The organism is Ruegeria sp. CDSA221 (genome assembly GCF_059611825.1).
On record NZ_JBXWPK010000008.1, the window covers coordinates 1 to 22,478 of the forward strand.

General features: G+C 59.1%; 21 protein-coding genes. 10 read left to right on the plus strand and 11 right to left on the minus strand.

Annotation, left to right across the window (positions count from 1 at the left end; all coding sequences use genetic code 11):
- Positions 1 to 306: 306 nt before the first annotated feature.
- From AC2FJ5_RS13160 to AC2FJ5_RS13180, 5 genes are read left to right on the plus strand one after another with little or no spacing between them, the layout of a single operon-like run.
- Entirely contained in the window at positions 307 to 957 is a 651-nt protein-coding gene (locus AC2FJ5_RS13160; RefSeq protein WP_142640087.1) for a histidine phosphatase family protein, read from the plus strand.
- A gap of 21 nt (positions 958 to 978) precedes the next feature.
- Positions 979 to 1,593 (plus strand): glutathione S-transferase family protein, encoded by a 615-nt coding sequence (locus AC2FJ5_RS13165; protein ID WP_496793621.1) that lies wholly within the window; start codon positions 979 to 981, stop codon positions 1,591 to 1,593.
- Positions 1,594 to 1,608: 15 nt separating this feature from the next.
- Positions 1,609 to 2,655, plus strand: a complete 1,047-nt coding sequence (locus tag AC2FJ5_RS13170; RefSeq protein ID WP_496793622.1) for a saccharopine dehydrogenase — start codon at positions 1,609 to 1,611, stop codon at positions 2,653 to 2,655.
- A gap of 12 nt (positions 2,656 to 2,667) precedes the next feature.
- The gene (locus AC2FJ5_RS13175) at positions 2,668 to 2,916 is read left to right on the plus strand and encodes a SemiSWEET family sugar transporter (RefSeq protein WP_496793623.1); all 249 of its coding nucleotides are present in this window, start codon (positions 2,668 to 2,670) and stop codon (positions 2,914 to 2,916) included.
- Positions 2,917 to 2,938: 22 nt separating this feature from the next.
- The gene (locus AC2FJ5_RS13180) at positions 2,939 to 4,081 is read left to right on the plus strand and encodes a saccharopine dehydrogenase family protein (protein WP_496793625.1); all 1,143 of its coding nucleotides are present in this window, start codon (positions 2,939 to 2,941) and stop codon (positions 4,079 to 4,081) included.
- A 41-nt stretch (positions 4,082 to 4,122) separates the two neighbouring features.
- Here AC2FJ5_RS13180 and AC2FJ5_RS13185 read toward each other — a convergent pair whose 3' ends face one another.
- The 3 genes from AC2FJ5_RS13185 to AC2FJ5_RS13195 form a co-directional block, all read right to left on the minus strand.
- Positions 4,123 to 5,070 carry a tetratricopeptide repeat protein gene (locus AC2FJ5_RS13185; RefSeq protein ID WP_496793626.1) on the minus strand — a complete coding sequence of 316 codons (948 nt, stop codon included), beginning with the start codon at positions 5,068 to 5,070 and terminating at the stop codon, positions 4,123 to 4,125.
- Between the two features lie 257 nt (positions 5,071 to 5,327).
- Positions 5,328 to 5,645, minus strand: a complete 318-nt coding sequence (locus AC2FJ5_RS13190; RefSeq protein ID WP_142640076.1) for a DUF3775 domain-containing protein — start codon at positions 5,643 to 5,645, stop codon at positions 5,328 to 5,330.
- Positions 5,646 to 5,724: 79 nt separating this feature from the next.
- Positions 5,725 to 6,501, minus strand: a complete 777-nt coding sequence (locus AC2FJ5_RS13195) for a DUF1365 domain-containing protein (RefSeq protein ID WP_496793628.1) — start codon at positions 6,499 to 6,501, stop codon at positions 5,725 to 5,727.
- 147 nt (positions 6,502 to 6,648) lie between these two features.
- Here AC2FJ5_RS13195 and AC2FJ5_RS13200 point away from each other — a divergent pair, with 147 nt between their 5' ends.
- Together AC2FJ5_RS13200 and AC2FJ5_RS13205 are read left to right on the plus strand one after the other, a co-directional pair.
- On the plus strand, positions 6,649 to 7,305 hold the full coding sequence (locus tag AC2FJ5_RS13200) for a sigma-70 family RNA polymerase sigma factor (RefSeq protein ID WP_496697722.1): 657 nt from the start codon (positions 6,649 to 6,651) through the stop codon (positions 7,303 to 7,305).
- Between the two features lie 10 nt (positions 7,306 to 7,315).
- Positions 7,316 to 7,966, plus strand: coding sequence for a ChrR family anti-sigma-E factor (locus tag AC2FJ5_RS13205; protein WP_496793629.1), 651 nt, complete (start codon positions 7,316 to 7,318; stop codon positions 7,964 to 7,966).
- A gap of 60 nt (positions 7,967 to 8,026) precedes the next feature.
- On the opposite strand, the gene AC2FJ5_RS13210 is transcribed toward AC2FJ5_RS13205, so the two are convergent.
- From AC2FJ5_RS13210 to AC2FJ5_RS13235, 6 genes are all read right to left on the minus strand, one after another.
- The gene (locus AC2FJ5_RS13210) at positions 8,027 to 9,256 is read right to left on the minus strand and encodes a DNA recombination protein RmuC (RefSeq protein WP_142640068.1); all 1,230 of its coding nucleotides are present in this window, start codon (positions 9,254 to 9,256) and stop codon (positions 8,027 to 8,029) included.
- A 52-nt stretch (positions 9,257 to 9,308) separates the two neighbouring features.
- Positions 9,309 to 11,159 carry a DNA mismatch repair endonuclease MutL gene (gene mutL / locus AC2FJ5_RS13215; RefSeq protein ID WP_496793631.1) on the minus strand — a complete coding sequence of 617 codons (1,851 nt, stop codon included), beginning with the start codon at positions 11,157 to 11,159 and terminating at the stop codon, positions 9,309 to 9,311.
- 282 nt (positions 11,160 to 11,441) lie between these two features.
- Positions 11,442 to 12,371, minus strand: a complete 930-nt coding sequence (locus tag AC2FJ5_RS13220) for a metal ABC transporter permease (RefSeq protein WP_496793632.1) — start codon at positions 12,369 to 12,371, stop codon at positions 11,442 to 11,444.
- On the minus strand, positions 12,368 to 13,573 hold the full coding sequence (locus AC2FJ5_RS13225) for a metal ABC transporter permease (RefSeq protein WP_142640062.1): 1,206 nt from the start codon (positions 13,571 to 13,573) through the stop codon (positions 12,368 to 12,370). Before AC2FJ5_RS13225 ends, AC2FJ5_RS13220 begins: the two co-directional genes overlap by 4 nt.
- 3 nt (positions 13,574 to 13,576) lie before the next feature.
- Complete coding sequence (locus AC2FJ5_RS13230) at positions 13,577 to 14,380, minus strand: metal ABC transporter ATP-binding protein (protein WP_496793633.1); 804 nt, start codon at positions 14,378 to 14,380, stop codon at positions 13,577 to 13,579.
- Between the two features lie 3 nt (positions 14,381 to 14,383).
- Positions 14,384 to 15,337 carry a metal ABC transporter solute-binding protein, Zn/Mn family gene (locus tag AC2FJ5_RS13235; RefSeq protein ID WP_271952144.1) on the minus strand — a complete coding sequence of 318 codons (954 nt, stop codon included), beginning with the start codon at positions 15,335 to 15,337 and terminating at the stop codon, positions 14,384 to 14,386.
- A 198-nt stretch (positions 15,338 to 15,535) separates the two neighbouring features.
- Between AC2FJ5_RS13235 and deoC the strand changes: the two genes are divergently transcribed.
- From deoC to AC2FJ5_RS13250, 3 genes are all read left to right on the plus strand, one after another.
- On the plus strand, positions 15,536 to 16,534 hold the full coding sequence (gene deoC / locus AC2FJ5_RS13240) for a deoxyribose-phosphate aldolase (RefSeq protein WP_496787010.1): 999 nt from the start codon (positions 15,536 to 15,538) through the stop codon (positions 16,532 to 16,534).
- An 11-nt stretch (positions 16,535 to 16,545) separates the two neighbouring features.
- Positions 16,546 to 18,879: an aldehyde dehydrogenase family protein gene (locus AC2FJ5_RS13245; protein ID WP_496793635.1), complete on the plus strand. Its 2,334-nt coding sequence runs from the start codon at positions 16,546 to 16,548 to the stop codon at positions 18,877 to 18,879.
- Between the two features lie 176 nt (positions 18,880 to 19,055).
- Positions 19,056 to 19,787 carry a Crp/Fnr family transcriptional regulator gene (locus AC2FJ5_RS13250; RefSeq protein ID WP_281996041.1) on the plus strand — a complete coding sequence of 244 codons (732 nt, stop codon included), beginning with the start codon at positions 19,056 to 19,058 and terminating at the stop codon, positions 19,785 to 19,787.
- 3 nt (positions 19,788 to 19,790) lie between these two features.
- Here AC2FJ5_RS13250 and AC2FJ5_RS13255 read toward each other — a convergent pair whose 3' ends face one another.
- Together AC2FJ5_RS13255 and AC2FJ5_RS13260 are read right to left on the minus strand one after the other, a co-directional pair.
- Complete coding sequence (locus tag AC2FJ5_RS13255; RefSeq protein WP_271952138.1) at positions 19,791 to 21,095, minus strand: M16 family metallopeptidase; 1,305 nt, start codon at positions 21,093 to 21,095, stop codon at positions 19,791 to 19,793.
- A complete protein-coding gene (locus AC2FJ5_RS13260; protein WP_142640049.1) occupies positions 21,092 to 22,432 on the minus strand; it encodes a M16 family metallopeptidase in 1,341 nt (446 codons plus the stop codon). Before AC2FJ5_RS13260 ends, AC2FJ5_RS13255 begins: the two co-directional genes overlap by 4 nt.
- Positions 22,433 to 22,478: the final 46 nt, after the last annotated feature.

Consider the following 22,478-nt stretch of genomic DNA (forward strand, 5'->3'; position numbering starts at 1 on the left):
CAGCCCGCAAAATCAACCAACTTCCCACCCAACTCAACATGCAAACCATGCAAAGGCGTGCGCTTAATATCCGTCATAAATAAACCCTTTCCCAAGCCAGTTTTCCGAGGTCATCGAATAGCTTGCAACGATGAATTTGCAGGACAGTCTGATATCACCAAGGTTCCTGTGGACGGTCTTGCGAGTCAACAACAATACCGCCCGGCCAGATTCGGGGGTGAGCGAGAATAATTTCCAAACCGCAACGAACAGCTCTGGCCCCGGACCTAGACCTGTCCTAAGACTTGCCACGCAAGAGGGACCGACATGTCACATATCACACTGGTGCGTCACGGGCAGGCCAACACTACCGCGCGCGACGAAAAGAACTATGACAAGCTCAGCGATCTGGGGCATCAGCAGGCCCGCTGGCTGGGGGCGCATCTGCAGGACACACGCAGCCATTTTCCCCGAGTCTATTGCGGCACCCTGATCCGCCACGCCGAGACCACCGCCAGCATGGGGCTGACTGATCCGATCCGCGATCCGCGGCTGAACGAGATCGAGTATTTCACCATCGCGCAGCTGTTCGAGGAACAGCACGGAGTGAAAGTGCCCACTGATCGCGAAGGTTTTGTCGAGCATCTGCCCCGCACCTTTGCCGCCTGGGCCGATGGCGCCATCAAAAACACACCGGAAACCTTCGAGGAATTCGAAACCCGGGTGCGCGACGCGCTGACCGATATCGGAACCGAAGGCGGCCCTGCCATTGTTGTGACCTCGGGCGGGTTGATTTCGATGGTTGTCCGCCAGGCGATGGGCCTGGATATCCCGGCCATGGCGCGGGTGGCTCTTGCCATCATGAACACGTCAATGCACCGTTTATACCCGATAGGTACTCAGCTCAGCCCGGTTCTGTTCAATGCCGTTCCGCATCTGGAAGCACCAGACCGGCAGTTTGCACAGACCCACCTGTAACCCCAAACCAGAGGCTTTGTGATGCAACTTTACTATGCCCCTCGCACGATTTCGGTCGCCGTTGCGATTGCACTGGAAGAGGCCGGGCTGGACTATGAAGCGATCCAACTGGACTTTGCCGGTGGAGAGCAAACCAAATCCGCCTACAAGCAGATCAACCCAAAAGGCCGGGTTCCGGCGTTGGTGGTAGACGGTGGGATTTTGACCGAAACCGGGGCACTTTTGGAGTTCATCGCAGCAATGGCTCCGAAGGCCGGGCTGGTGCCTGCGGACCCGATCATGGCCGCCCGGATGCGCGAGGTGATGTATTACCTTGCCTCGACCATGCATGTGAACCACGCCCATAAGCTGCGCGGCGCACGGTGGGCCGACAAGAAATCCAGCTGGAAGGATATGACGGCAAAAGTCGCGCAGACCATGGCAGCGTCCTGCCACTATATCTGTTCGAACGGTCTGCGTGGACCGTTTGTGCTGGGCGAGGCGTTCTCGCTGGCCGATGCCTATTTGTATGTGGTTTGCAGTTGGTTGGAAGGCGACGGCGTCGACGTTGCAACCTATCCCAAGATCGTCGCCTTTCGTGAGGCGGCAGAGGCGCGCGCTTCGCTGAAAGCCGTGCGTGCCGCCGGAATGCTCTGATAAAGGGGACAAAATATGACGCATCTATGGGTCCGGGCCGAACAGCGCCCGAACGAAGAACGGGTCGGGCTGACCCCTGAAGGCGCTTTGGCTCTGATCGCTGCTGGCATCCGCGTAACGGTCGAGGAAAGCCATGTTCGCGCCATCCCCATCGACGGTTACAAGGCTGCTGGCTGCGAGATCGCGCCCGAGAATTCCTGGCCAGATGCACCTAAGGACGCGATCATCTTCGGCCTCAAGGAACTGCCCGAGGATGGCACGCCCCTGCCCCACCGCCACATCATGTTCGGCCATGCCTATAAGGGTCAGCATTCCGGCCGGGCGCTGCTAGAACGGTTCAAGGCCGGGGGCGGAACGCTGTATGATCTGGAATATCTTGTCGACGAAAACGGCCGCCGAGTCGCCGCCTTTGGCTATTGGGCCGGCTATGCCGGGGCTGCGATGACACTCAAGACTTGGGCCGCGCAGCAGCGGGGCGCGGAATGCCCTCCGGTTGGTGTCTATCCCAGCAAGGACGCTTTGAATTCCGAGCTTCTGGCTGAACTAGATGCCATCGAGGCCAATAGACCAAGGGCCATCGTCATCGGTGCTCTTGGCCGCGTGGGTACCGGCGCCAGCGACCTTTGCACGGCGATGGGTGTCAGTGTCACCAAGTGGGACATGGCCGAAACCGCCAGCGGCGGGCCGTTCCCTGAAATCCTCGACCACGACCTGTTCCTGAACTGTATCTTCGCGCGCCCAGGTACGCCGATTTTTGTCCCGCATAAGGCACTGGCCGCTGACCGCAAGCTGACCGCCATCGGCGATGTCGCCTGTGACCCTGACAGCGATTATAACCCTGTTCCGGTTTATGACCGAGCAACCACTTGGGACGCACCTGCCCTGCGCGTGGCGACCAATCCGGTTCTTGATGTAGTTGCAATCGACAATCTGCCGTCGATGCTACCGGTCGAAAGCTCGGAAGATTATGCAGCACAGCTTCTGCCTTCTCTGTTGACCCTGACCGACTTGGACAGCGGCGTCTGGGGCCGGGCCCGTGATACGTTCGACAACCATGTCTAGGAGTAGCCACGCATGGAACACCTGATCGGGGGCGCGGCTGCGGTGCTGGGCACTGTATGTTGGCTTCCTCAAACCCTAAAGACCTGGCGCTCCCGCGAGACCAAGGATCTGTCTATGCCGGCGAACCTGTTGATTCTGGCCACGTTGACCCTGTGGCTGATTTACGGAGTGATGATTGCGGCATGGCCGCTGATATTGGGTAATGTGATATCGATCCTGCTTGTCAGCGCGATCGTGATTGCAAAACTGAGGTTTGGCTGAACAGCCGTAAAGGAGTTTTCACATGACGATTCACTGGTGTGGCACCGGCCTGTCGGCCATTCCCGGCTTACGCCGCCTGATCGAAGGCGGGCAAAAGGTCACAGTCTGGAACCGGACAATCGAAAAGGCCAAGGCCGAAGTTGGCGATCTGACCAGCGATATCCGCGTTTTTGATATCGACGCCTTGGCGGCGGTGCTGGAACAGGGCGATGTCATCGTTTCGATGTTGCCCGGCGATTGGCACGTGCCCTTGGCCGAGCTTGCAATCGCGAAACAGGCGAATTTCGTCTCATCCTCCTATATCGCCCCCGAGATGCGCGCGTTGGACGGCGCGGCCCGCGAAGCCGGGGTGGCGCTGGTCAACGAGGTCGGGCTGGACCCGGGCATCGATCACCTGATGGCTCATGCACTGATCGACGACTATCGCGCTTCAGACGTGTTCGACCCGCAGAACCACCTGAGTTTCATCTCTTATTGCGGTGGTATCCCCAAGTATCCGAACCCGTTCCGGTACAAGTTCAGCTGGTCACCGCTGGGTGTGCTCAAGGCGTTGCGTTCACCATCGAAATCAATTCGCAATTATGCTCCGCTGGACGTGGCGCGCCCATGGGATGCGATTACCAGCTATATCGCACCCCTGCCCACACCCGAAAGCTTTGAGGTCTACCCGAACCGCGACTCGATCCCGTTCATGGCGCAGTACCATTTCGAGGATCACTGGCCAGTCAAGGAATTCGTCCGCGGTACGCTGCGTCTGAATGGCTGGGCCGATGCGTGGTCGGATGTGTTTGCCGAAATCGAAACCCTGTCCGGGCCCGAAGGCGATGCACGCCTGAAGGAGATGTCGGACCAGTTCTGGGCCGAAAACGCCTATGACGAGGGCGAGCCGGACCGTGTGGTTCTGTGTGTGGGCCTGAAGGCGGAAAAAGACGGCGTTCCGGTCTGGCACAAAACCTATGTGATGGATGCCTGGGGCGACGACCGCGGCACGGCAATGGCGCGGCTGGTCTCGGTCCCCGTTTCACTGGCTGTCGAAGCCGTCTTGAACCGCGCTATCCCGGCAGGCGTTCATGCGGCCCCCAATGATCCAAAGCTGGTGCAGAGTTGGATGGCTGAAATTGACCGGCTGGCGCAGCATCTGCAGGTGGTGGATCACGCGGGCTGAAAACTAAGCCCGCACCAACCTGGATTGGCCGGGTTGGTACATCAATTCAGATGCGTATACGCGAGATCGACAAGGTTTCTACGCAATTCCGGTCCAAACAAGTGTTCAGCTGCATAGCGGTGTTCTTCGGAGCCCTTATCCGAGCCCGAAAAGTAATATTCGCCACCCGAAACACACTCAAACATGGCGCTGTCTACTATCAACCTATTTGCATATTCTTTTGACGCAGTCTGCTCGAATCCGATTGCTGTGCCGAGGTAAACAACCTGCACCAGGACCTTTGCACGCCAATCACCTTGGTCGATCAGGTCATACGGCGTATCAAAACCAGCTCCGCTGTGAAAACCTGGATATTGCTCTGCAAACTGCAATGCAATGTCTTCGCAGCTAAGCTCAGCATAGCTCGCGCGTTTTTCAGGAAACAGAGGCGGGCAATCTGGGCCAGCAAGTCGGCAGGCCTCAAGGAACTTGCGGCGATCATATGCATTGTGTGGATCGGCATGTAACGCTTCGGAAAAGGCCAAAGCCGAGGGTCTATACTCCTTTGCCCGCAATCTGAAATAGCCAGCATAGCTCCAGGCCCACGGGCCCACTTTATGGTTGGCTATGGCGTCTTCAACCAGAGGCTCAACCTCTGACAACCGATCCATCCGGCGCAAGAGTTTGGCTTTTGTCTCTAGCGAATAGTCATTACCCGGGGCAATCTCCAGCGCTGCCTCAATTGCCTCCATCGCCGCTGGGTATTCTTCGGCGCGGGCGTGGGCCAGCGCCTTCCACTGCCACGGCACGCGGCTTTCAGGGTCTTCTGCAATAGCCAGATCAGCCTCGCTTTGGGCAGCCTCCCAGTCTCTATTCCACATATGTGCCCGCATCTTGTGTCGATGGATCAGCGACCGGGTTGACGGGTTATATGCCGCCCATATCAACAACGTATCACAGGCGGCCAACTTGTCTTCCAAGTCAGCCTTACTAAAGTTGCAGGTAGCCATCAGCTTTTTACGTTCTTGGCCTAGCACCAAAACCCCAGCGATTGCGATCAAGACAATACCCGTTAGAACACGGGCGAGCTTCGATTTTCTGTGTCGCAAAGAAGCTGGGGTATCGGATGTCATTCATTCAACCAAAAGTAGTTCACCCGAACCTAAATCAAACCTGGCTGAAATTGTCCACGACCATCCCTTTATCCGATTAAACCGCCAGACAAGAAGGTGTGGAAAACTCTGTCCTCGATCGGTTGCGCAATCGCCTACATCAGATCGTTTTCCACATCTTCCGCCGATACCCCCAGCGCATCCAAACCATTTTCCAGATGATCTGACATGTGCGGCGTGCCGATCAGGTAATCAGCGCAGGGGGTTGAGGCTTCGGCCCTTGCGGTGGCGATGGCTTCGACCAGATCCTCGGCGAAGAAGCTTTCACGCCCGATCCACATGATAGCCACCAGTTCGGCCTGTTCGTCCTCGCTCATGTGATCAATGAACGCGCGCAACTCGCCCTCGGCCCGATTCAGCTCGCGCCCCATCAGCGCAACCTGAGCAACTTTTCTTGCTGAAATTTCCAACATGACCCGACTCCTGTGTTCGCGGCTTTCGAATGAAACAACCACTAGGCAGAGCCCGAGTCTTTGATCTTGAACAAACGCGTTAGCGCAGGCGCACACGCGAAACCGGCTGATCCGGCACCGGTGCGGTTCTGAACGGGCGAAAGGTGGCTTTTTTCACCCAAAGTTTAAGTGCCTGCCAGATGATCAGCGCAAAGGTCCGCCGCGCACCAAATGGGCGGCGCAGCAGCGACCACAGGATCACCCGGTTGGTCAGCGGACGGCGTGTCCCGGTTAACGTCGCGATCAAACCGCCCTCGGGGCGGGTATAGTCGATCCACACGCCGACACGCTCGGGGCGGTAATCGAACCGGAAGGTGTAACTTCCTTCGATCTTCTGGAAGGGCGAGACATGCAGCAGTTTGTCAGCCACCATCCTGTCGGTTGCCTTGATGGGTGAAAAGCCGGGATTGTGGCACAGATAGCTGTGGCGCGTGCCATAGGTATTGGTCACCTCGGCCACAACCGCATAGAGCGCACCCTGCCCATCGAAACAGAACCAGAAGCTGACCGGGTTGAAGACATGACCCAAAACCCGGGGCTGGGTCAGCAACATCAGGCGCGCCGGTTGCGCCACCTGCATCTGATCGAACTGGGTGCGCAGCCATACGGCAGCGCCGCCTTGGCCCGGCGCCCCCCCGTGGTCCTGCGACCGCCAGTTGGCAAGATTGGCCCGGTTCACCGAAAATAGCGCCGGAGTGGTCAGATCGCTTTCAGGGTTCAGAAGAATGTAGTCGACCGAATAGCGGAAGGCGTTTTCGATCGCCCCCTTTCGCCCGTGAAAGGTATGGCCCGCAACATGATCAACGGTCTGTGTCATTCGATATGGTCCGACCCGCTTGTAACCGCCCGGAGGGGCGTGGTTTTCTGAAGGTTTCTGTTACTTAGAATACGGCATCCAGCCAGGATTGGATCAAAAATATCGCTTCAGAGTGATCCGGCTTGGGACACCAACCGTATTGTGGTTATGTTTACCGAGATAGACACCGTGACCTTGGACGAGCCGGCGGCTACACCCGCCGTGCTCAAGCCATGGCGCGCAAGAAAACGCATCAAGGGTAAACAGGTGAACGGAACACAAAGCAGTTGCGACACCAGGATTGAGTGGGTGGACCATGTCAGGCGCATTCGGGATGCGCAGGATCAGGCGGCTTTTGCCGAGCTGTTCCAGCATTTTGCGCCGCGGATCAAGGCGTTCCTGATGAAGTCGGGCTCGGACGCGACCATGTCTGAGGAATGTGCGCAAGAGGTGATGGCAACCTTGTGGCACAAGGCCCATCTGTTCGATCCGACCCGGGCAACGGTGGCCACATGGGTGTTCACCATCGCACGGAACAAACGCATCGACGCCCTGCGCAAGCAACGGCGCCCCGAACCGGAAGAACTGGGCTGGGGCCCCGAGTCCGAACCTGATCAGGACGACGTGATCGTCTTGCAACAAGAAACCGCGCAGCTGCGCACTGCCTTGAAGGCGTTGCCTGACGCGCAAAGAGACTTGATCGAAAAGGCCTATTTCGGAGACCTGAGTCACCGGGAAATTGCATCTCAGACTGGGTTGCCTCTGGGAACGATCAAATCAAGAATTAGGCTGGCGCTGGATCGCCTGCGCCACGCAATGAACTGAGACAGAGACGATGAGCAAACAGATTAAGCATCACCTGACGGAAGATCTGCTGATGGCATATGCCGCCGGCAGCCTGCCCGAAGCGTTCGATCTGATGGTCGCGACCCATCTGTCGCTGTGTGACCATTGCCGCGCGCAGGCTGAAAGCTTTGATGCGGTGGGCGGACAGATACTGGACACGCTGCCCTATCCTGCCCAAATGAGCGACAGCGCGCTGGCTGCGACTATGGCGCTGATCGCCCAAGGCGCACCGACCCCCAAGCCCGTGAACAAGGGCTGCGCCGTCCTACCTGCCCCCCTGCAGGACTACGTCGGTGGCACTGTCAATGACATCCGATGGCGGCCCATCGGAATGGGCGTCAGACAAGCTATCTTGCCGACGAGCGGCGACGCTTCGGCACGTCTGCTGTTCATTCCGGCCGGAACCGCAGTTCCGGATCACAGCCATAACGGTATGGAATTGACCATGGTTCTGCAGGGTGCGTTCTCGGATGAGGTTGATCACTTTGCACGCGGCGATGTCGAGATTGCCGATGAAGATCTGCATCACACCCCGACCGCAGACATTACCGCAGATTGCATCTGTCTGGCCGTTACCGACGCGCCGCTGAAATTCACCAAGCTCATGCCCCGCTTGTTCCAGCCCTTCCTGCGTATCTGATCTCTGGGACCTGACGCGGTGCGCTGGCCAATTCCGGCCAATGTCGCATCGAACGGCTTGTCAGATTTCGTGCCGCGCCAGCGGTACAACGCCCGGTGTGTCGTCAGGTGCGATCTCTTCGAAATCGAAATTGTCCAGCCGCTGCGCCCGGCGCCCTGCCTTTTCAGCGCTGATCTTGATTTCCGAGATATCCTTGGCCGCCTGCCCGAAATGACGGTCCAGATTGGAAACCCGATCGCCCAGGCGATCTACATCCTTGTGCAGCAGACCCAGCTCTTTGCGGATAGCACCCGCCTGTTCCCGCATCCTTGCGTCCTTCAGGATCGCGCGCATCGTGTTCAGCGTTGCCATGCAGGTGGTGGGCGAGACGATCCAAACGCGTTTGGTAAAGCTCTCCTGCACCAATTCGGGAAACTTGGCGTGCAACTCGGCATAAACCGCTTCGGAAGGTAGGAACATCAACGCGCCATCGGCGGTTTCCCCGTCCAGAATGTACTTCTCGGAGATGTCGTTGATATGCTTGCGCACAGTTGTTCGGAACATCTGCACCGCCGCTTTCAGCTCCGTATCATTGGTCGACCCGATCAGCGCCTCATACGCTTCCAACGGGAATTTGCTGTCGATCACAATGGGGCCAGGTGGGTTGGGCAGGTGGATCAAGCAATCCGCCCGACGCCCGTTCGACAAGGTCGCCTGCAGCTTGAAACTGTCCGAGGGCAACGCCTTGGAGACGATATCGTTCAACTGAATCTCTCCGAACGCACCGCGCGTCTGTTTGTTCGACAGAATATCCTGAAGCGACAGCACATCGCCCGACAGTTTGGTGATGTTATCCTGCGCCTTGTCGATGGCCGCCAGGCGCTCCTGCAACTGGGTCAGTGACGTCGCCGTCTGTTTCGACGAGCCGTGCAGCGATTCCTTCATCCGCTCCTGCATCTCGGCCAGCGCACGTGCGGATTTCATCGCATTATCTGCCAGCCGATCGTTCATCTGCTGCTGCACCGAAGACAGGCGGGATTCAACCGTCTGGATCACCTGCAGCTGCGCATTGGCCTGCGTGTCCGAGACATGCTGCAGACCACCGCGCAGCTGCTCTTGTCCTTGTCCCAACTGCTGAACATGCTGACCCAGATGCGCCATTTGCCGCGACAGTGGCTCGGCCATCCTGGCTGACCGGTTGGCCGCTCGCAAAGACAGGAACAGCAGCAACAGGATCAATGCCACCACCCCGCCAACGATCAGAATCACGGGGTCGTTCAATGCAAATTGGGTTCCTGCAATCTCGATCATATCGCCTCGGGTGTTCTTGTTTTATTCTTCATAGCCCGCGCACCCCGCGGGATCAACTGCGTCCGAACAATCGTTCGATATCGGCCAGTTTCAGTTCCACGTAGGTTGGCCGCCCGTGGTTGCACTGGCCGGAATGGGGTGTCGCCTCCATCTCGCGCAGCAGGGCGTTCATCTCTTCGGCCCGCATTCGGCGGCCCGAGCGGATCGAACCGTGACAGGCGACACGGCTGAGGATCGCCTCAATCCGCGCCTGCACCATCTGGCTTTCACCCTGATCGGACAGCTCATCCAGAATATCCAGAATCATTGCGCGGGCGTTGACCTCACCCAGAATGGCCGGGGTTTCACGCACGGCAACCGCACCGCCGCCGAAGGGCTCGAGCGTCAGGCCAAAGCGCGAAAGGTCATCTGCCACCGCCATAAGTCGCGCGCAGTCGCCTTCAGACAACTCTACGATCTCGGGGATCAGCAGCGCCTGCGCCGCCACGCCGTTCGCCGCCATCTGGGTTTTGAGCTTTTCATAGACCAACCGCTCATGCGCGGCGTGCTGATCGACGATCACCATGCCATCAGCGGTCTGGGCGATGATGTAGTTTTCATGCACCTGCCCGCGCGCGGCTCCCAAAGGCAGGTCTTCGGTCGGCGCCTCGGAAGCGGGCTCCGCGACCGGCTCGACCACGCTGCCGCTGTAATCGCGGGTCAGTTCAGCAAAGCCCGGCGCCTGCGCCTGATAAGCCATCTGGCGCGCGGCGGGTGAGGGGCGATCCATCTGATACACCCGCGCCGGGGTGGAGTGAGACGGCTCGGGTCGCATCGCGCCAAGCGTCGCGTTTGCGACGGTCGAGGACGCCCGGTGCCCCGCTTCGGCCAGTGCGTGCCGCAGGGCCGAGACGATCAGCCCGCGTGCGACGCCGGGATCGCAGAACCGGACCTCGGATTTCGCGGGGTGCACGTTCACATCCACCAGCGTCGGATCACAGTCGATGAACAGAGCCGCCGCCGGATGCCGATCACGGCTGAGAAAGTCGAAATAGGCCGCCCGCAATGCACCGGTCAGCATCTTGTCACGCACAGGCCGTCCATTGACGAACAGGTACTGCGCCACCGCTGCGCCCCGAGAATAGGTCGGCAGAGCGGCATAGCCATACAGCCGGATACCCTCACGCGTGGCGTCAATTTGCAACGCGTTCTCGGCAAACTCGCGCCCGATCACGCGGGCCAGTCGGGCATGCAACGCGTTAAACAGATCACCATTCTCGCGGTCAGCACGGAAGGTTACGCGCCCCTCGCCGCCGCCCGAGACATCGCGCAGGGAAAAGGTGACCGAGGGCTCGGCCATGGCCAGACGTTTGACCGTATCGGCGATGGCCTGTGTCTCGGCGCGGTCGGTACGCATGAATTTCAGACGCGCAGGCGTGGCAAAGAACAGATCGCGCAACTCGACCACGGTACCCGCGCGCAGAGCCGCGGGTTTCACCGCGGACATTGTGCCACCAGCGACCTGAATCTGCGCCGCATCCGCCCCCGGAACACGACTGGTTATGGTCAAACGCCCGACCGCGCCCAGCGACGGCAACGCCTCACCGCGAAAGCCGAAAGTATGAATGTTCAGCAGATCCGACCCGTCGATTTTCGAGGTTGCGTGGCGGGACAAAGCCAACGGCAAGTCCGTCGCCGCAATACCACAGCCGTCATCGGTGACGCGAATCAGCGTCTTGCCCCCATCGGCGATCTCTATCGCAACCCGCGTGGCACCTGCATCAATGGCGTTCTCGATCAATTCCTTGACCGCAGAGGCCGGTCGCTCGACCACTTCGCCGGCTGCGATCCGGTTGATTGCAGCATCGTCCAACTGCCGAATTACCGGTCGAAACTCGCTGATATTGGGGTTTGCCTGCTCCATACCCCTAGACCTAGCACATGCGCACACGATTCTGCCACCGCTATGGTATTCAGATTTTGTGCAAGAGGGGGGCGTTCGGACAATCGCGCCATGTCGGCCTGCAAGGCGACGACCTTGATCACGATTGCCCGAACAAGCCGGGGTGAGTGGTGGTCAGTTGCTTAACAATACAACAATTTTAGCACGATCTGCAGATTAAGGCTCATTAACTCTGACCGAGCTGTTCGCGTTGGCAAAGTTCAGCCGAAATACGGCATCAGCCAACAGCAGGAATTTGCCGGATCAAACAGTGCCTGGAGCGCCCGCGCGGGTCCGGCAGAGGCCGAAAACAGCTGCAAGCGCCAGAATCACACCAGATACCGTTGCGATCATTCCGGCGGCACTCACGGCATCGCGGGCACCCAGCCATAATGGGCCATAGCCCGCCAGAACATAGCCCATCACCGCTGAAACCACGGCAAATACAACGCTCCATGCGATTTGAGTTTCCAATCGGTTGGTCATCAACCGCGCCGCAGCCGGGGGGCAGATGAACATGGCGATCACGATGATCGAGCCAACCGCGTCGAAGGCTGCGACGGCAGCTATCGCCGCTGTGATCACCAGCGCAAACCCCAAAGGACCGGTCCGAATACCAATCGTGCTGGCAAAACCTTCGTCAAAGGTCGAAACCTTCAATGGTCGCCAGAATATCCAGGTAAACAGGGAAACCCCTGCAAGTGTCAGCGCGATACGCGGCAATTCCGGGGGCAACCCTGCAAGCGCTGCCGGGTCCCGCAGCGAGGCCCATCCCGTTGCGTCCAGCCAGATCAGACTTTCGAGATTGCCATACAGCGCGTGTTCCACATCCAGATGCACGGTCGAGGTGTCCGTCTGCTCCAACAAAAGAACACCCGCCGCAAATAGGGTAGTAAAGACCACGCCCATTGCCGCACCGGGTTCGATCTGACCCAGCCTGCGGATCGCCTCGATCATCACAACGGCAACCACGGCAGCACCCGCCGCGCCCAGCATCATCGGCCAGGTCGAGATCGCGCCGGTCAGCAGAAAGGCCACCACGATGCCTGGCAACACTACATGGCTGATCGCATCCCCGATCAGCGCCTGTTTGCGCAGAACCAGAAAGTTTCCCGGAAGGGCGCAGGCAATGGCCGCAAATGTCCCGATCAGCAGCGGTGTCAGAGACAGTGGAACGAATTCTTCGCCGCTCATGTTGCTACCCCCTGCGGGCCACCGATCTGCCGGTCGATTTCGGTAATCTGGTCGCGGGTCAGCACGGTTTCGATATCGCGCAGCCCGTCATAAAGCGCCGCCGTTGCTTCGTGGGCCTGGTCCGTGCGAACAACCTCCCACCGCTTTTCGTCGCGCAGGGCTTTGGCGGCGCGGGCCTTGCCAGCCTCGGTTGCCACGCCGTCGGGGCGGGCCAACCCGGCCCGGCGTAACAAACGCAGGGTCAGCGGCTCATAGATTTTCTGCCCTTGTGCCAACGCAAGCAAGCCCTGCCGGATATGAACCCGACGCTGGAATTGCAGGTGCCGCAAAACCGCCGCCAGAACACCGCGAACCGGCGCCAACAGCAACGACAGGACAAACACGGCAAAACTGACAAGAACGATAAGCGGACCCGTCGGCAGATTGGGAGCCGCCGCCGACAGCGCCGCACCGATATAACCCGAGACGCCCCCGATCAGACCCGCCAGCAACACTACTCTTTCGGACCGCTCAGTCCAAAACCGGGCTGTCACCGGCGGAATGATCAAAAGCGCAACGATCAGGATCAACCCGACAACTTTCAGGCCAACCACTGTGACGGCCATAACCAGACCCATCATTGCAAGGTCGATGCGATGCACCGGCAGGCCCCTGGCTGCGGCAAATTCAGGATCAAAAGCCACGATCGTCATTGGACGGCGGATAATCATGACAAGCGCCAGCGTTGCCGCGCCTCCGATCGCAATGATCATCGCATCTGTCCAAAGCATTCCTGCGGTCGAGCCCAGCAGAAACCCTTCGAGCCCCGCCTGTCGGCCCACACCCATGGTCTGGATCACCGTCAGCAGCACAATGCCGAAACCAAAGAATACAGATAGGACCGCTCCAATCGCGGCATCCTCGGCCAGCCGCGTGTGCCGCGTCAGCCAGTTCATACATAAAAGGCCGATCCAAGCGGATATTGCCGACCCGACGAGCAGGCCGATCAGGTTTCTACCGTCCCCACCGAGGGCCACAAGCACCATAAAGGCCAGACACACACCCGGCAATGTCGCATGGCTGATCGCATCGCTGACCAGTGCACGTTTGCGCAAGAACAGAAATGTGCCGGTCACCCCGGCGGAAATGCCCAGCAGGCTTGCGCCGATTGCGACAAGCGTGGCGTTATAGCCAAGCTGAAGGGTCAGAGCATCCCAATGCATGACTCACCCCAGCGCGCGTGAGATCTGGTCGATCTGCGCAGTAGCCAGACGGCCGCCATAGGCAGATTGCAATGTCTTGGCCGTAAATGCCTCGGCCACGGGCCCCTCGGCGACTTTGCGCGTGTTGATCAGGAAAACATGGTCGAAATAGTCGGTGACGGTCGCCAGGTCATGATGCACCGCAACCACGGTCTTGCCCGCCTCTTTCAGCGATTTCAGGACCGAAATGATGGCCTTTTCCGTTGCCGCATCAACCCCGGCAAAAGGTTCGTCCAGCAGATACAGATCGGCGGCCTGCGCCAAGGCGCGCGCCAGAAAGACCCTCTGCTGCTGGCCGCCCGACAACTGGCCGATCTGCCGGTCGGCAAAGTCACGCATCCCTACACGGTGCAGGCAATCCATCGCCTGCGCCTTATGCCGGGCGCGCACCCGTCCCAACAGCCCCAGTTCGCGCGACAAGCCCATCAGAACCACGTCAATCACGCGCGTCGGGAAGTCCCAGTCCACGCTGGCCCGCTGCGGCACATATGCGATCCGGGACCGCTGTCGATCCAGCCGATCGCCAAACACCGTCACCTGACCGGACAGGGGTGAGACAATCCCCAAAGCCGCCTTCAACAGGGTCGATTTACCAGCACCGTTTGGCCCGATGATCGCTGTCATGGCACCCGGTTGCACGGTCATATCAACCGAGAAAACCGCCGGCTTCTGCCCGTACGAGACGGTCAGGCCACGAATGGCCAGCGGACTTTCTCTAATGTCGTTTTCCGGAAGGGGGATGCCCTGATGTGCCGCCAGTTCCAGCATCTCTTAAAACCCCGCCGACAGATTGCCGCTCATGCCGGTTTTGGGAATATCAGCCCCCAGAGCGCCTGCGATTACTGTGATATTGTGATCCAACATCCCGATGTAGGTACCCTCATAGGTGCCGGGCTCGCCCATCGCGTCCGAATAAAGCTGTCCACCGACTTCGACCTGATGTCCCCTGGCCGCTGCGCCCTCGATCAGCGCACGCATCGACCGATCCGAGACCGAGCTTTCCACGAAAACTGCCGTCAGTTGCCGGTCAACCAGCGTATCGACCAATTCGCTAATCCGGTTCAATCCCGCCTCGGATTGGGTTGAAATGCCCTGAATTCCAAGCACATCGTACCCGTATTCAGCACCGAAATACCCAAAGGCATCATGTGCCGTCACCAGAACACGGTTGTTTTCCGGGACCGCTGCAAGCACTTGCTTGCCATAAGTCTCCAGTTCCGCGATCTGCGCAAGAAAGGCCTCTGCGTTTGCCGCAAAGGTGTCCGCGGCCTCGGGGCGCGCTTGTGTCAGGGCTTTTTGCACCTCGACCACGACATCGCGCCACAGGGCCGGGCTCATCCAAAGATGGGGATCGTATTTGTCAGCATAATTGTCATGCGCGTGCAGCTTTGACTTATCAACGCCTTCGGCTACCGCAACGACCATGCGTTTACGCCCTAGGTCATGGAAGAACTCTTCCATCTGCGCCTCAAGATACAGACCATGCCACAGGATCAGATCGGACCTGGTCATAGCGACGATATCACTGCGGGTCTGACGATAGGCATGCGGGTCGACGCCGGGGCCCATAAGGCCCTTCACCTCGACCTGATCACCTCCGACCTGACGGGCGGCATCGGCAATCATACCGGTCGTGGCCACCACTTTCAGCGGCGCATCGGCCCAGGCCGAGAATGGGAATACAGCGGCGAATGCCAGCGCTGCAAGGAAACTACGACGAATCATATCAGACCCCGGAAATGGTATCTTGCTAAGATGAATATGAGAACCGCTCGCAACTAAGTCAATGCTATTGAGAATTATTCGCAAGAAAACGCCTATTTTGTCCATTTGGTCAAAAAATTTACCCTTCCAATGCCGGATGGCCTTCCATTTGCATCTTACCCGTGCGAATTTGATACAAACCTCCCAAAGGATGTGAAAATGGAAACGCAGAGCTCAGAAAGCCCCGTGCGCACCGCGCATCTGCCGCAAGTGACCGAGCCCCGGAACCCTGGAATGGAGCTTGATCTGGATTGGGTGCGGGCCGTACAGGTCAACACCTCGGCCGTTGAGCGCCGCGCAGCCACCCTGCCGGGTCGGCGCTCGGTGAAAAAGGACTACCAGGCGGCGTGGCTGCTCAAGGCGATCACCCTGATCGACCTGACCACCCTATCGGGAGACGATACCGTCGGCCGTGTCCGGCGCCTGTGCGCCAAAGCGCGGCAACCCGTGGCTTCTGCAACACTTCAGGCGTTGGACATGCCACCGATCACCACCGGCGCGGTCTGTGTCTATCACGACATGATCGAAACCGCTGTGGATGCGCTGAGGGGCACCGGGATTCCGGTGGCCGCCGTATCGACCGGATTCCCTGCAGGCTTGTCCCCGTTCCACCTGCGCGTGGCCGAGATCGAAGAAAGCGTCAAAGCCGGAGCCGAGGAAATCGACATCGTAATCTCTCGGCGTCATGTGCTGTCGGGCGACTGGAAGGCCTTGTATGACGAGATGAAAGCGTTCCGCGTGGCTTGTGGCGACGCGCATGTCAAAGCCATCCTTGCAACCGGCGAACTGGGCAGCCTACGCAACGTGGCGCGTGCCTCGCTGGTCTGCATGATGGCGGGGGCGGATTTCATCAAGACTTCGACCGGTAAGGAAAGCGTCAACGCCACCCTGCCCGTGTCACTGGTGATGATCCGTGCGATCCGCGACTATTATGACCGCACCGGGTATCGTGTCGGATATAAACCTGCAGGCGGGATTTCCAAAGCCAAGGACGCACTAGTTTACCTGTCGCTGATCAAGGATGAGTTGGGCGACCGTTGGCTGGAGCCGGACCTGTTTCGCTTTGGCGCGTCGTCGCTGTTGGGCGATATCGAACGGCAGCTAGAACATTTCGTAACGGGTGCTTATTCCGCCGGTTACAGGCACTCGATGGGCTGAGGACGAAAACAATGACAGTCAAAGAGATTTTCGAGACCATGGATTACGGCCCTGCCCCCGAAAGCTCAGCCGAAGCGCTGGCCTGGCTGGTCGATCAGGGTGACAAATTTGGTCACTATATCGACGGGACCTTCACCAAACCGGGCAAGGGGTTCGACAGCCGCAACCCGGCGACCGGAGAGGTTTTGGCCAAGCTGACCCAAGCCAAGCAAGCCGATGTCGACGCCGCCGTATCCGCCGCCCGTAAGGCGCAGCCAAAATGGGAGAAGATGGGCGGTGCGGGTCGTGCGCGCTACCTCTATGCCATCGCGCGCCTGCTGCAAAAGCACTCGCGTTTGTTTGCAGTGCTGGAAAGCTTGGATAACGGCAAGCCGATCCGTGAATCGCGCGACATCGACATCCCTCTGGTACAGCGCCATTTTTACTACCACGCCGGCATGGCGCAGTTGATGGAAAGCGAACTACCCAACGCCGAAGCGCTGGGAGTGTGTGGACAAATCGTTCCTTGGAACTTCCCGCTGCTGATGCTGGCTTGGAAGATTGCTCCGGCGCTGGCCATGGGTAACACGGTCGTTCTGAAACCTGCCGAATATACCTCTCTGACCGCGCTGCTGTTTGCCGATATCTGCTCACAAGCCGGGCTGCCCAAGGGTGTGGTCAACATCGTCACGGGCGATGGCGCGGTGGGTGAGATGATCGTGGCCTCGGACGTGGACAAGATCGCCTTTACCGGCTCAACCGCAGTGGGTCGGCGCATCCGTGAGGCGACCGCCGGTTCGGGTAAGGCGCTGACTTTGGAGCTGGGCGGCAAGTCCGCCTATATCGTCTTTGACGACGCCGATATCGATTCCGCCATCGAAGGGCTGGTCGACGCGATCTGGTTCAATCAGGGTCAGGTTTGTTGCGCAGGTTCGCGTCTGTTGGTTCAGGAAGGCATCGCCGATCGGTTCCACGAGAAACTGCGCGCCCGAATGGACACTCTGCGCATCGGTGATCCATTGGACAAATGCATCGACGTGGGTGCTGTGGTCGACCCGGTCCAGTTGCAGACCATCAAGAGCATGGTCGACAGCAACACCGCGGGTCACGTTTATCAGGCGGCTGGCGCGCTGCCCGAAAATGGCTGTTTCTACCCGCCAACGCTGATCTCGGGCCTCGAAACCTCCGATCAACTGATGCAGGAGGAAATTTTCGGTCCGGTGCTGGTGTCCTCGACCTTCCGTACTCCGGAAGAGGCGGTTGAGCTGGCCAACAACACCCGTTACGGGCTGGCGGCGACGGTATGGACCGAGAACGTGAACCTTGCACTGGATATCGCACCGAAGCTGGTCGCGGGCGTTGTCTGGGTGAATGCCACCAATCTGTTCGATGCCGCAGCCGGGTTCGGCGGTGTGCGCGAAAGCGGCTTTGGCCGCGAAGGTGGCTGGGAAGGTCTGACCGCTTACACCAAGCCCAAAGGCAAAGGCAAACCATTGGCCAAGGCCGAGGCCGCGATGGGCGAAGGTGCCCCGGTCGATCCGATTGACCGTACTGCTAAAATGTATGTAGGCGGCAAACAGGCCCGTCCTGACAGCGGATATTCGAAACCCGTCTGGGGCAAGTCTGGACTGCTGGGCCATGTGGGTCTGGCCAACCGCAAAGACGTCCGCAACGCGGTCGAGGCCGCAGCGGGGGCCAAGGGTTGGTCCAAGACCACCGGCCATCTGCGGGCACAGATCCTGTATTACATCGGCGAAAACCTCTCGGCCCGCGCGGGTGAATTCGCTGCGCGCCTTGATGCCATGACCGGAAGGAAAGACGGTGCGAAAGAGGTCGAAGCCGCGATCCAGCGCCTGTTCACCGCCGCTGCCTGGGCCGACAAGTATGACGGCCAGGTGCACGGCGTTCCGATCCGGGGCGTGGCCATTGCCATGAAAGAACCTGTCGGCGTGATCGGCGCGCTCTGTGCTGACGAGGCGCCGCTGCTGGGTCTGGTCTCGGCCATGGCGCCTGCGGTTGCGATGGGCAACCGGGTGGTTCTTGCGGCAAGCGAGCCTTACCCGCTGGCGGCGACGGATTTCTACCAAATCCTCGAAACCTCGGACGTGCCCGCTGGCGTGGTCAACATCCTGACTGGCAGCCACACGGAACTGGCGAAGCCGCTGGCTTCGCATCTGAATGTGGATGCGATCTGGTCATTCTCGTCTACCGATCTGTCGGCCGAGATCGAGCGGGCTTCGGCCGGGAACCTGAAACGGAGTTGGGTTAATAACGCCATGGCAACCGACTGGCACGAGGATCAGACTCGCCGCTTCCTGCAGGCTGCGACCGAGGTTAAAAACATCTGGGTGCCCTACGGCGAGTAGGGCCCCAGCCCTGGAAAACCCAGGGTGCAAACAGTTTGTTCGGGTACAGATGGCGCGCTGCTGCACAGAGTGATCATTGAATGAACATAACGATGATTAACATGTGACATTGTTCATATACAGCGCCGCCACTATCCCTCAGCTTGGACCCAGTCTTAACAAGGTTGGATCGGTCCATGCTGAGTTTTCCATACGAGTTTCCTGAACTGGTACAGGTCGCCACGATGATCGGCGTCTTTGGCGCGGGCCTCTACATCACCAGCTACTTTCTGCTGCAGATGGGGATCATCCGGGGCAACGGCAGCCTCTACCCCCTGCTTGTGATCGCCGCAGCCGGATGTGTTCTATTCAGCATGTCGGAAGAGTTCAATCTGGCGGGCTCGATCATTCAGCTGGCCTATATCTCGATCTCGATCCTGGGCCTGCTGCGCGGGTTTCTGTCCCGGCATCTGCTTCGGTTTTCAGATGACGAACGTCAGTTCATTGCCCTGCACCTTGAATCGCTGAAACCCCACCAAGCCCGGAAACTGTTGAACACCGCCGCCGTCAAGACCTATGAAAACGGTGACATCCTGATCGAAGAAGGCAAGACAACCGACTTTTTGGGCTTTGTCTTAAAGGGGCGGACCACGATCCTGAAAAACGGCCGGGTCATCAACCAATGTGGAGAAGATGAGATTTTGGGAGAGCTGACCTTTGGCCTTGGGCTGCCTGCCACAGCCACGGTAATAGCCACCGAACCCACCAAATGCCTGGTCTTCGACAATATCAGCCTGATGCGCTTGCTGCGGCGGAGCCGCCATATCGACGATGCATTGAAAGCAGCGCATTTCCGACATACACGGCAAAAGCTGTTGAACAGCAACAAGCACACGCTGCAGGCCCAGAGAAGACCTGCAGCGGCCTAAGGGTCAGCCGTCCAGACCTTCGGGTTTGCCAACGATGGTAAAGTGTAAACCATCTGGGTCCAGCAGTTCGGAGGCCACCCGGTTCACATCCTCAAGCGTCACTGCATTCACCTTGTCATTGCGTGTGGCGATATAGTCGATAGGCAAATCCTCCATCTGCATACCCACCATGATCCCAGCGATCTGGCTGTTGCCATCAAAGCGCAGCGGATAGGCACCGGTCAGATAGGTCTTGGCGTCGTCCAACTCCTTCTGAGTGACCCCTTCGGATGCGGCGCGCGCCCATTCGTTGCGGATCACATCAACGGCTTCGGCGATACGGTCATTGGCCGAGGACACCGACCCAAGATACACAGAGGCCAGATCCTTTGGCACCAGATAGGTCGCCACGCCATAGGTCAGACCGCGTTTTTCGCGCACTTCCTGCATCAGGCGGCTTTCGAACCCCCCGCCGCCAAGAATGTGGTTCAACAGATAGGCGGAAAAGAAATCCGGGTCGTCACGGTCGATCCCGGCATGGCCGAACAGAGCCACCGATTGCGGCGTATCGAACTCGATTACGCTCACTCCGCCAGTGATCGTCACATCGGCCCGCTTGGGGATCGGTTTGCCGGTATCCGGCAGATCAAGCAAGAGCTCGTCCAGCACCGCGCCCAGTTCCTCTGGGGTGATATCGCCGACCGCGCCTACATACAGACGATCCTTGGTAAACACGTTCTCATATGCCGTGACCACATCATCGCGGGTCAAGGCGCTGACACTCTCGATCGTGCCCTTGCCTTCGGAACCGTAGGGGTGATCGCCATAGGCCATTTCCGCGAAGCTGCGCCCGGCAATGTCACTGGGGCTGGTCTGATCTGACCGCAGACCCGACAGAACCTGAGCGCGAACACGGTCTACGGCATCCTGATCGAAACGCGGTTCGTGAATCGTGGTCCGCAGCAGGTCAATCACCTCATCCCTGTTTTCGGTCAGAAACTGTGCCGAGATCGACACTGAATCGTCCGAGGCGCTATACCCGAACGACGCGGCCAGAGATTCCAGCTCGCGCGCATAGGTGCGGGCATCCATCTCGCCTGCGCCTTCTTCGATCAGGCCGCTCATCAGATACACCGCGCCGCGCTTTGTCGGGTCGTCCAGCGACGTGCCACCGCGGAACCGCAGCTCCAGGGCGGTGAAGGGGATCGAGTGATCCTCGACCAGCCATGCGGTGATGCCACCCGGCGAGGTGACTTCTTCAATCTCGATCTCGGCCCATGCAGGAACTGCGATGACCAAAGCAATCAGAGTTACAAATATCCGCTTCATTGCGTTACCTCATCGTCTCGCATCAGCCAGCCCGTGACCGAGGTTTCAGGCTGCAGCACTTCGCGCGCGGCGGCGATGATCTGATCACCGGTCACCGCCTGCAGGACATCAGGCCAAGCCTGTACATCTTCGACCGTCAGCCCGCTGGTCAGGGCACGGCCATAGCGATTGCCGATCCCGTCCACATTGTCACGCGCATAGGTCTGCGCGGCGCGCAGCTGCATTTTGATCCGATCCAGATCCTCTTCGTTCACACCTTCGGCGATGAAATCGGTCACGGCCTGATCCATCGCATCCTCGGCCTCTTGCAGCGACACGCCTTCGGCCGGAACAACCAGCAGATCAAATGTGGTATCGTCAAGCGACACGCCACGGTAGAACGCGCCGGTATAGACGACCTTTTGCTGCTCGAACTGCAGTTTTTCATTCAGGTACGACGTCGTGCTGCCCCCCAGTAGTTCAGCCAGAAGGAACAGGGCGGCGGCTTTTTCCTGCGCACCTGCGTCCCGTTCGGGTGCAAGATAGCTGCGCTGAACATAGGGCTGCGATACGCGCGCATCCTTAAAGGTCAGACGGCGTTCAGCGGTTTGTGGCGGCTCCTGTGATCGCACCCGTTCGGGCAGGTCCGGGTTTGCCGGGATTACCCCGTAATATTGCTCGGCCAGGGATTTGACCTCGTCTGGCTCAACATCGCCGGTCACCACCAGGATGGCGTTATTTGGCGAATAGTGGATCTGATAGAAGGACAGTGCATCGTCCAGGTCCAGCGTTTCCATCTCATGTTTCCAACCGATAACGGGGACACCATAGCGGTGGTTGAGATATTGCGCCGCGCTGACCTGTTCACCGAACAGGGCGCGCGGGTTGTTTTCGGTACGCTGGTTACGTTCTTCCAGGATCACGTCGCGCTCGGTGGCGATGTCATCATCGGACAGGCGGATATTGCGCATCCTGTCTGACTCCATCCGCATCATCAGCTCAAGCCGGTCGGCAGCAACACGCTGAAAATAGGCGGTGTAATCATACGAGGTGAACGCGTTGTCATTGCCGCCATTGGCCGCGACGGTGGCAGAAAACTCGCCCGCCTCCAGCGTGTCGGTGGCCTTGAACAACAGGTGTTCCAGAAAATGCGCCACACCGGACGAACCAACCGGCTCATCCGCCGATCCGGCGCGATACCAGACCATGTGCTGCACGACTGGGGCGCGGTGATCCTCGATCACGACAACGTCCATACCGTTATCCAGAGTAAAGGTGGTGACCGCCTCGTGCCCATCTTCGGCAAAAACCGGGGTGGCGGCGATCAGAGCAGCCGACAGTGCCAGAGCCCGAACCATGGGGCATCCTCCGTTTCGTTTCTGGTGTTCAAACTACGGTGGTGCC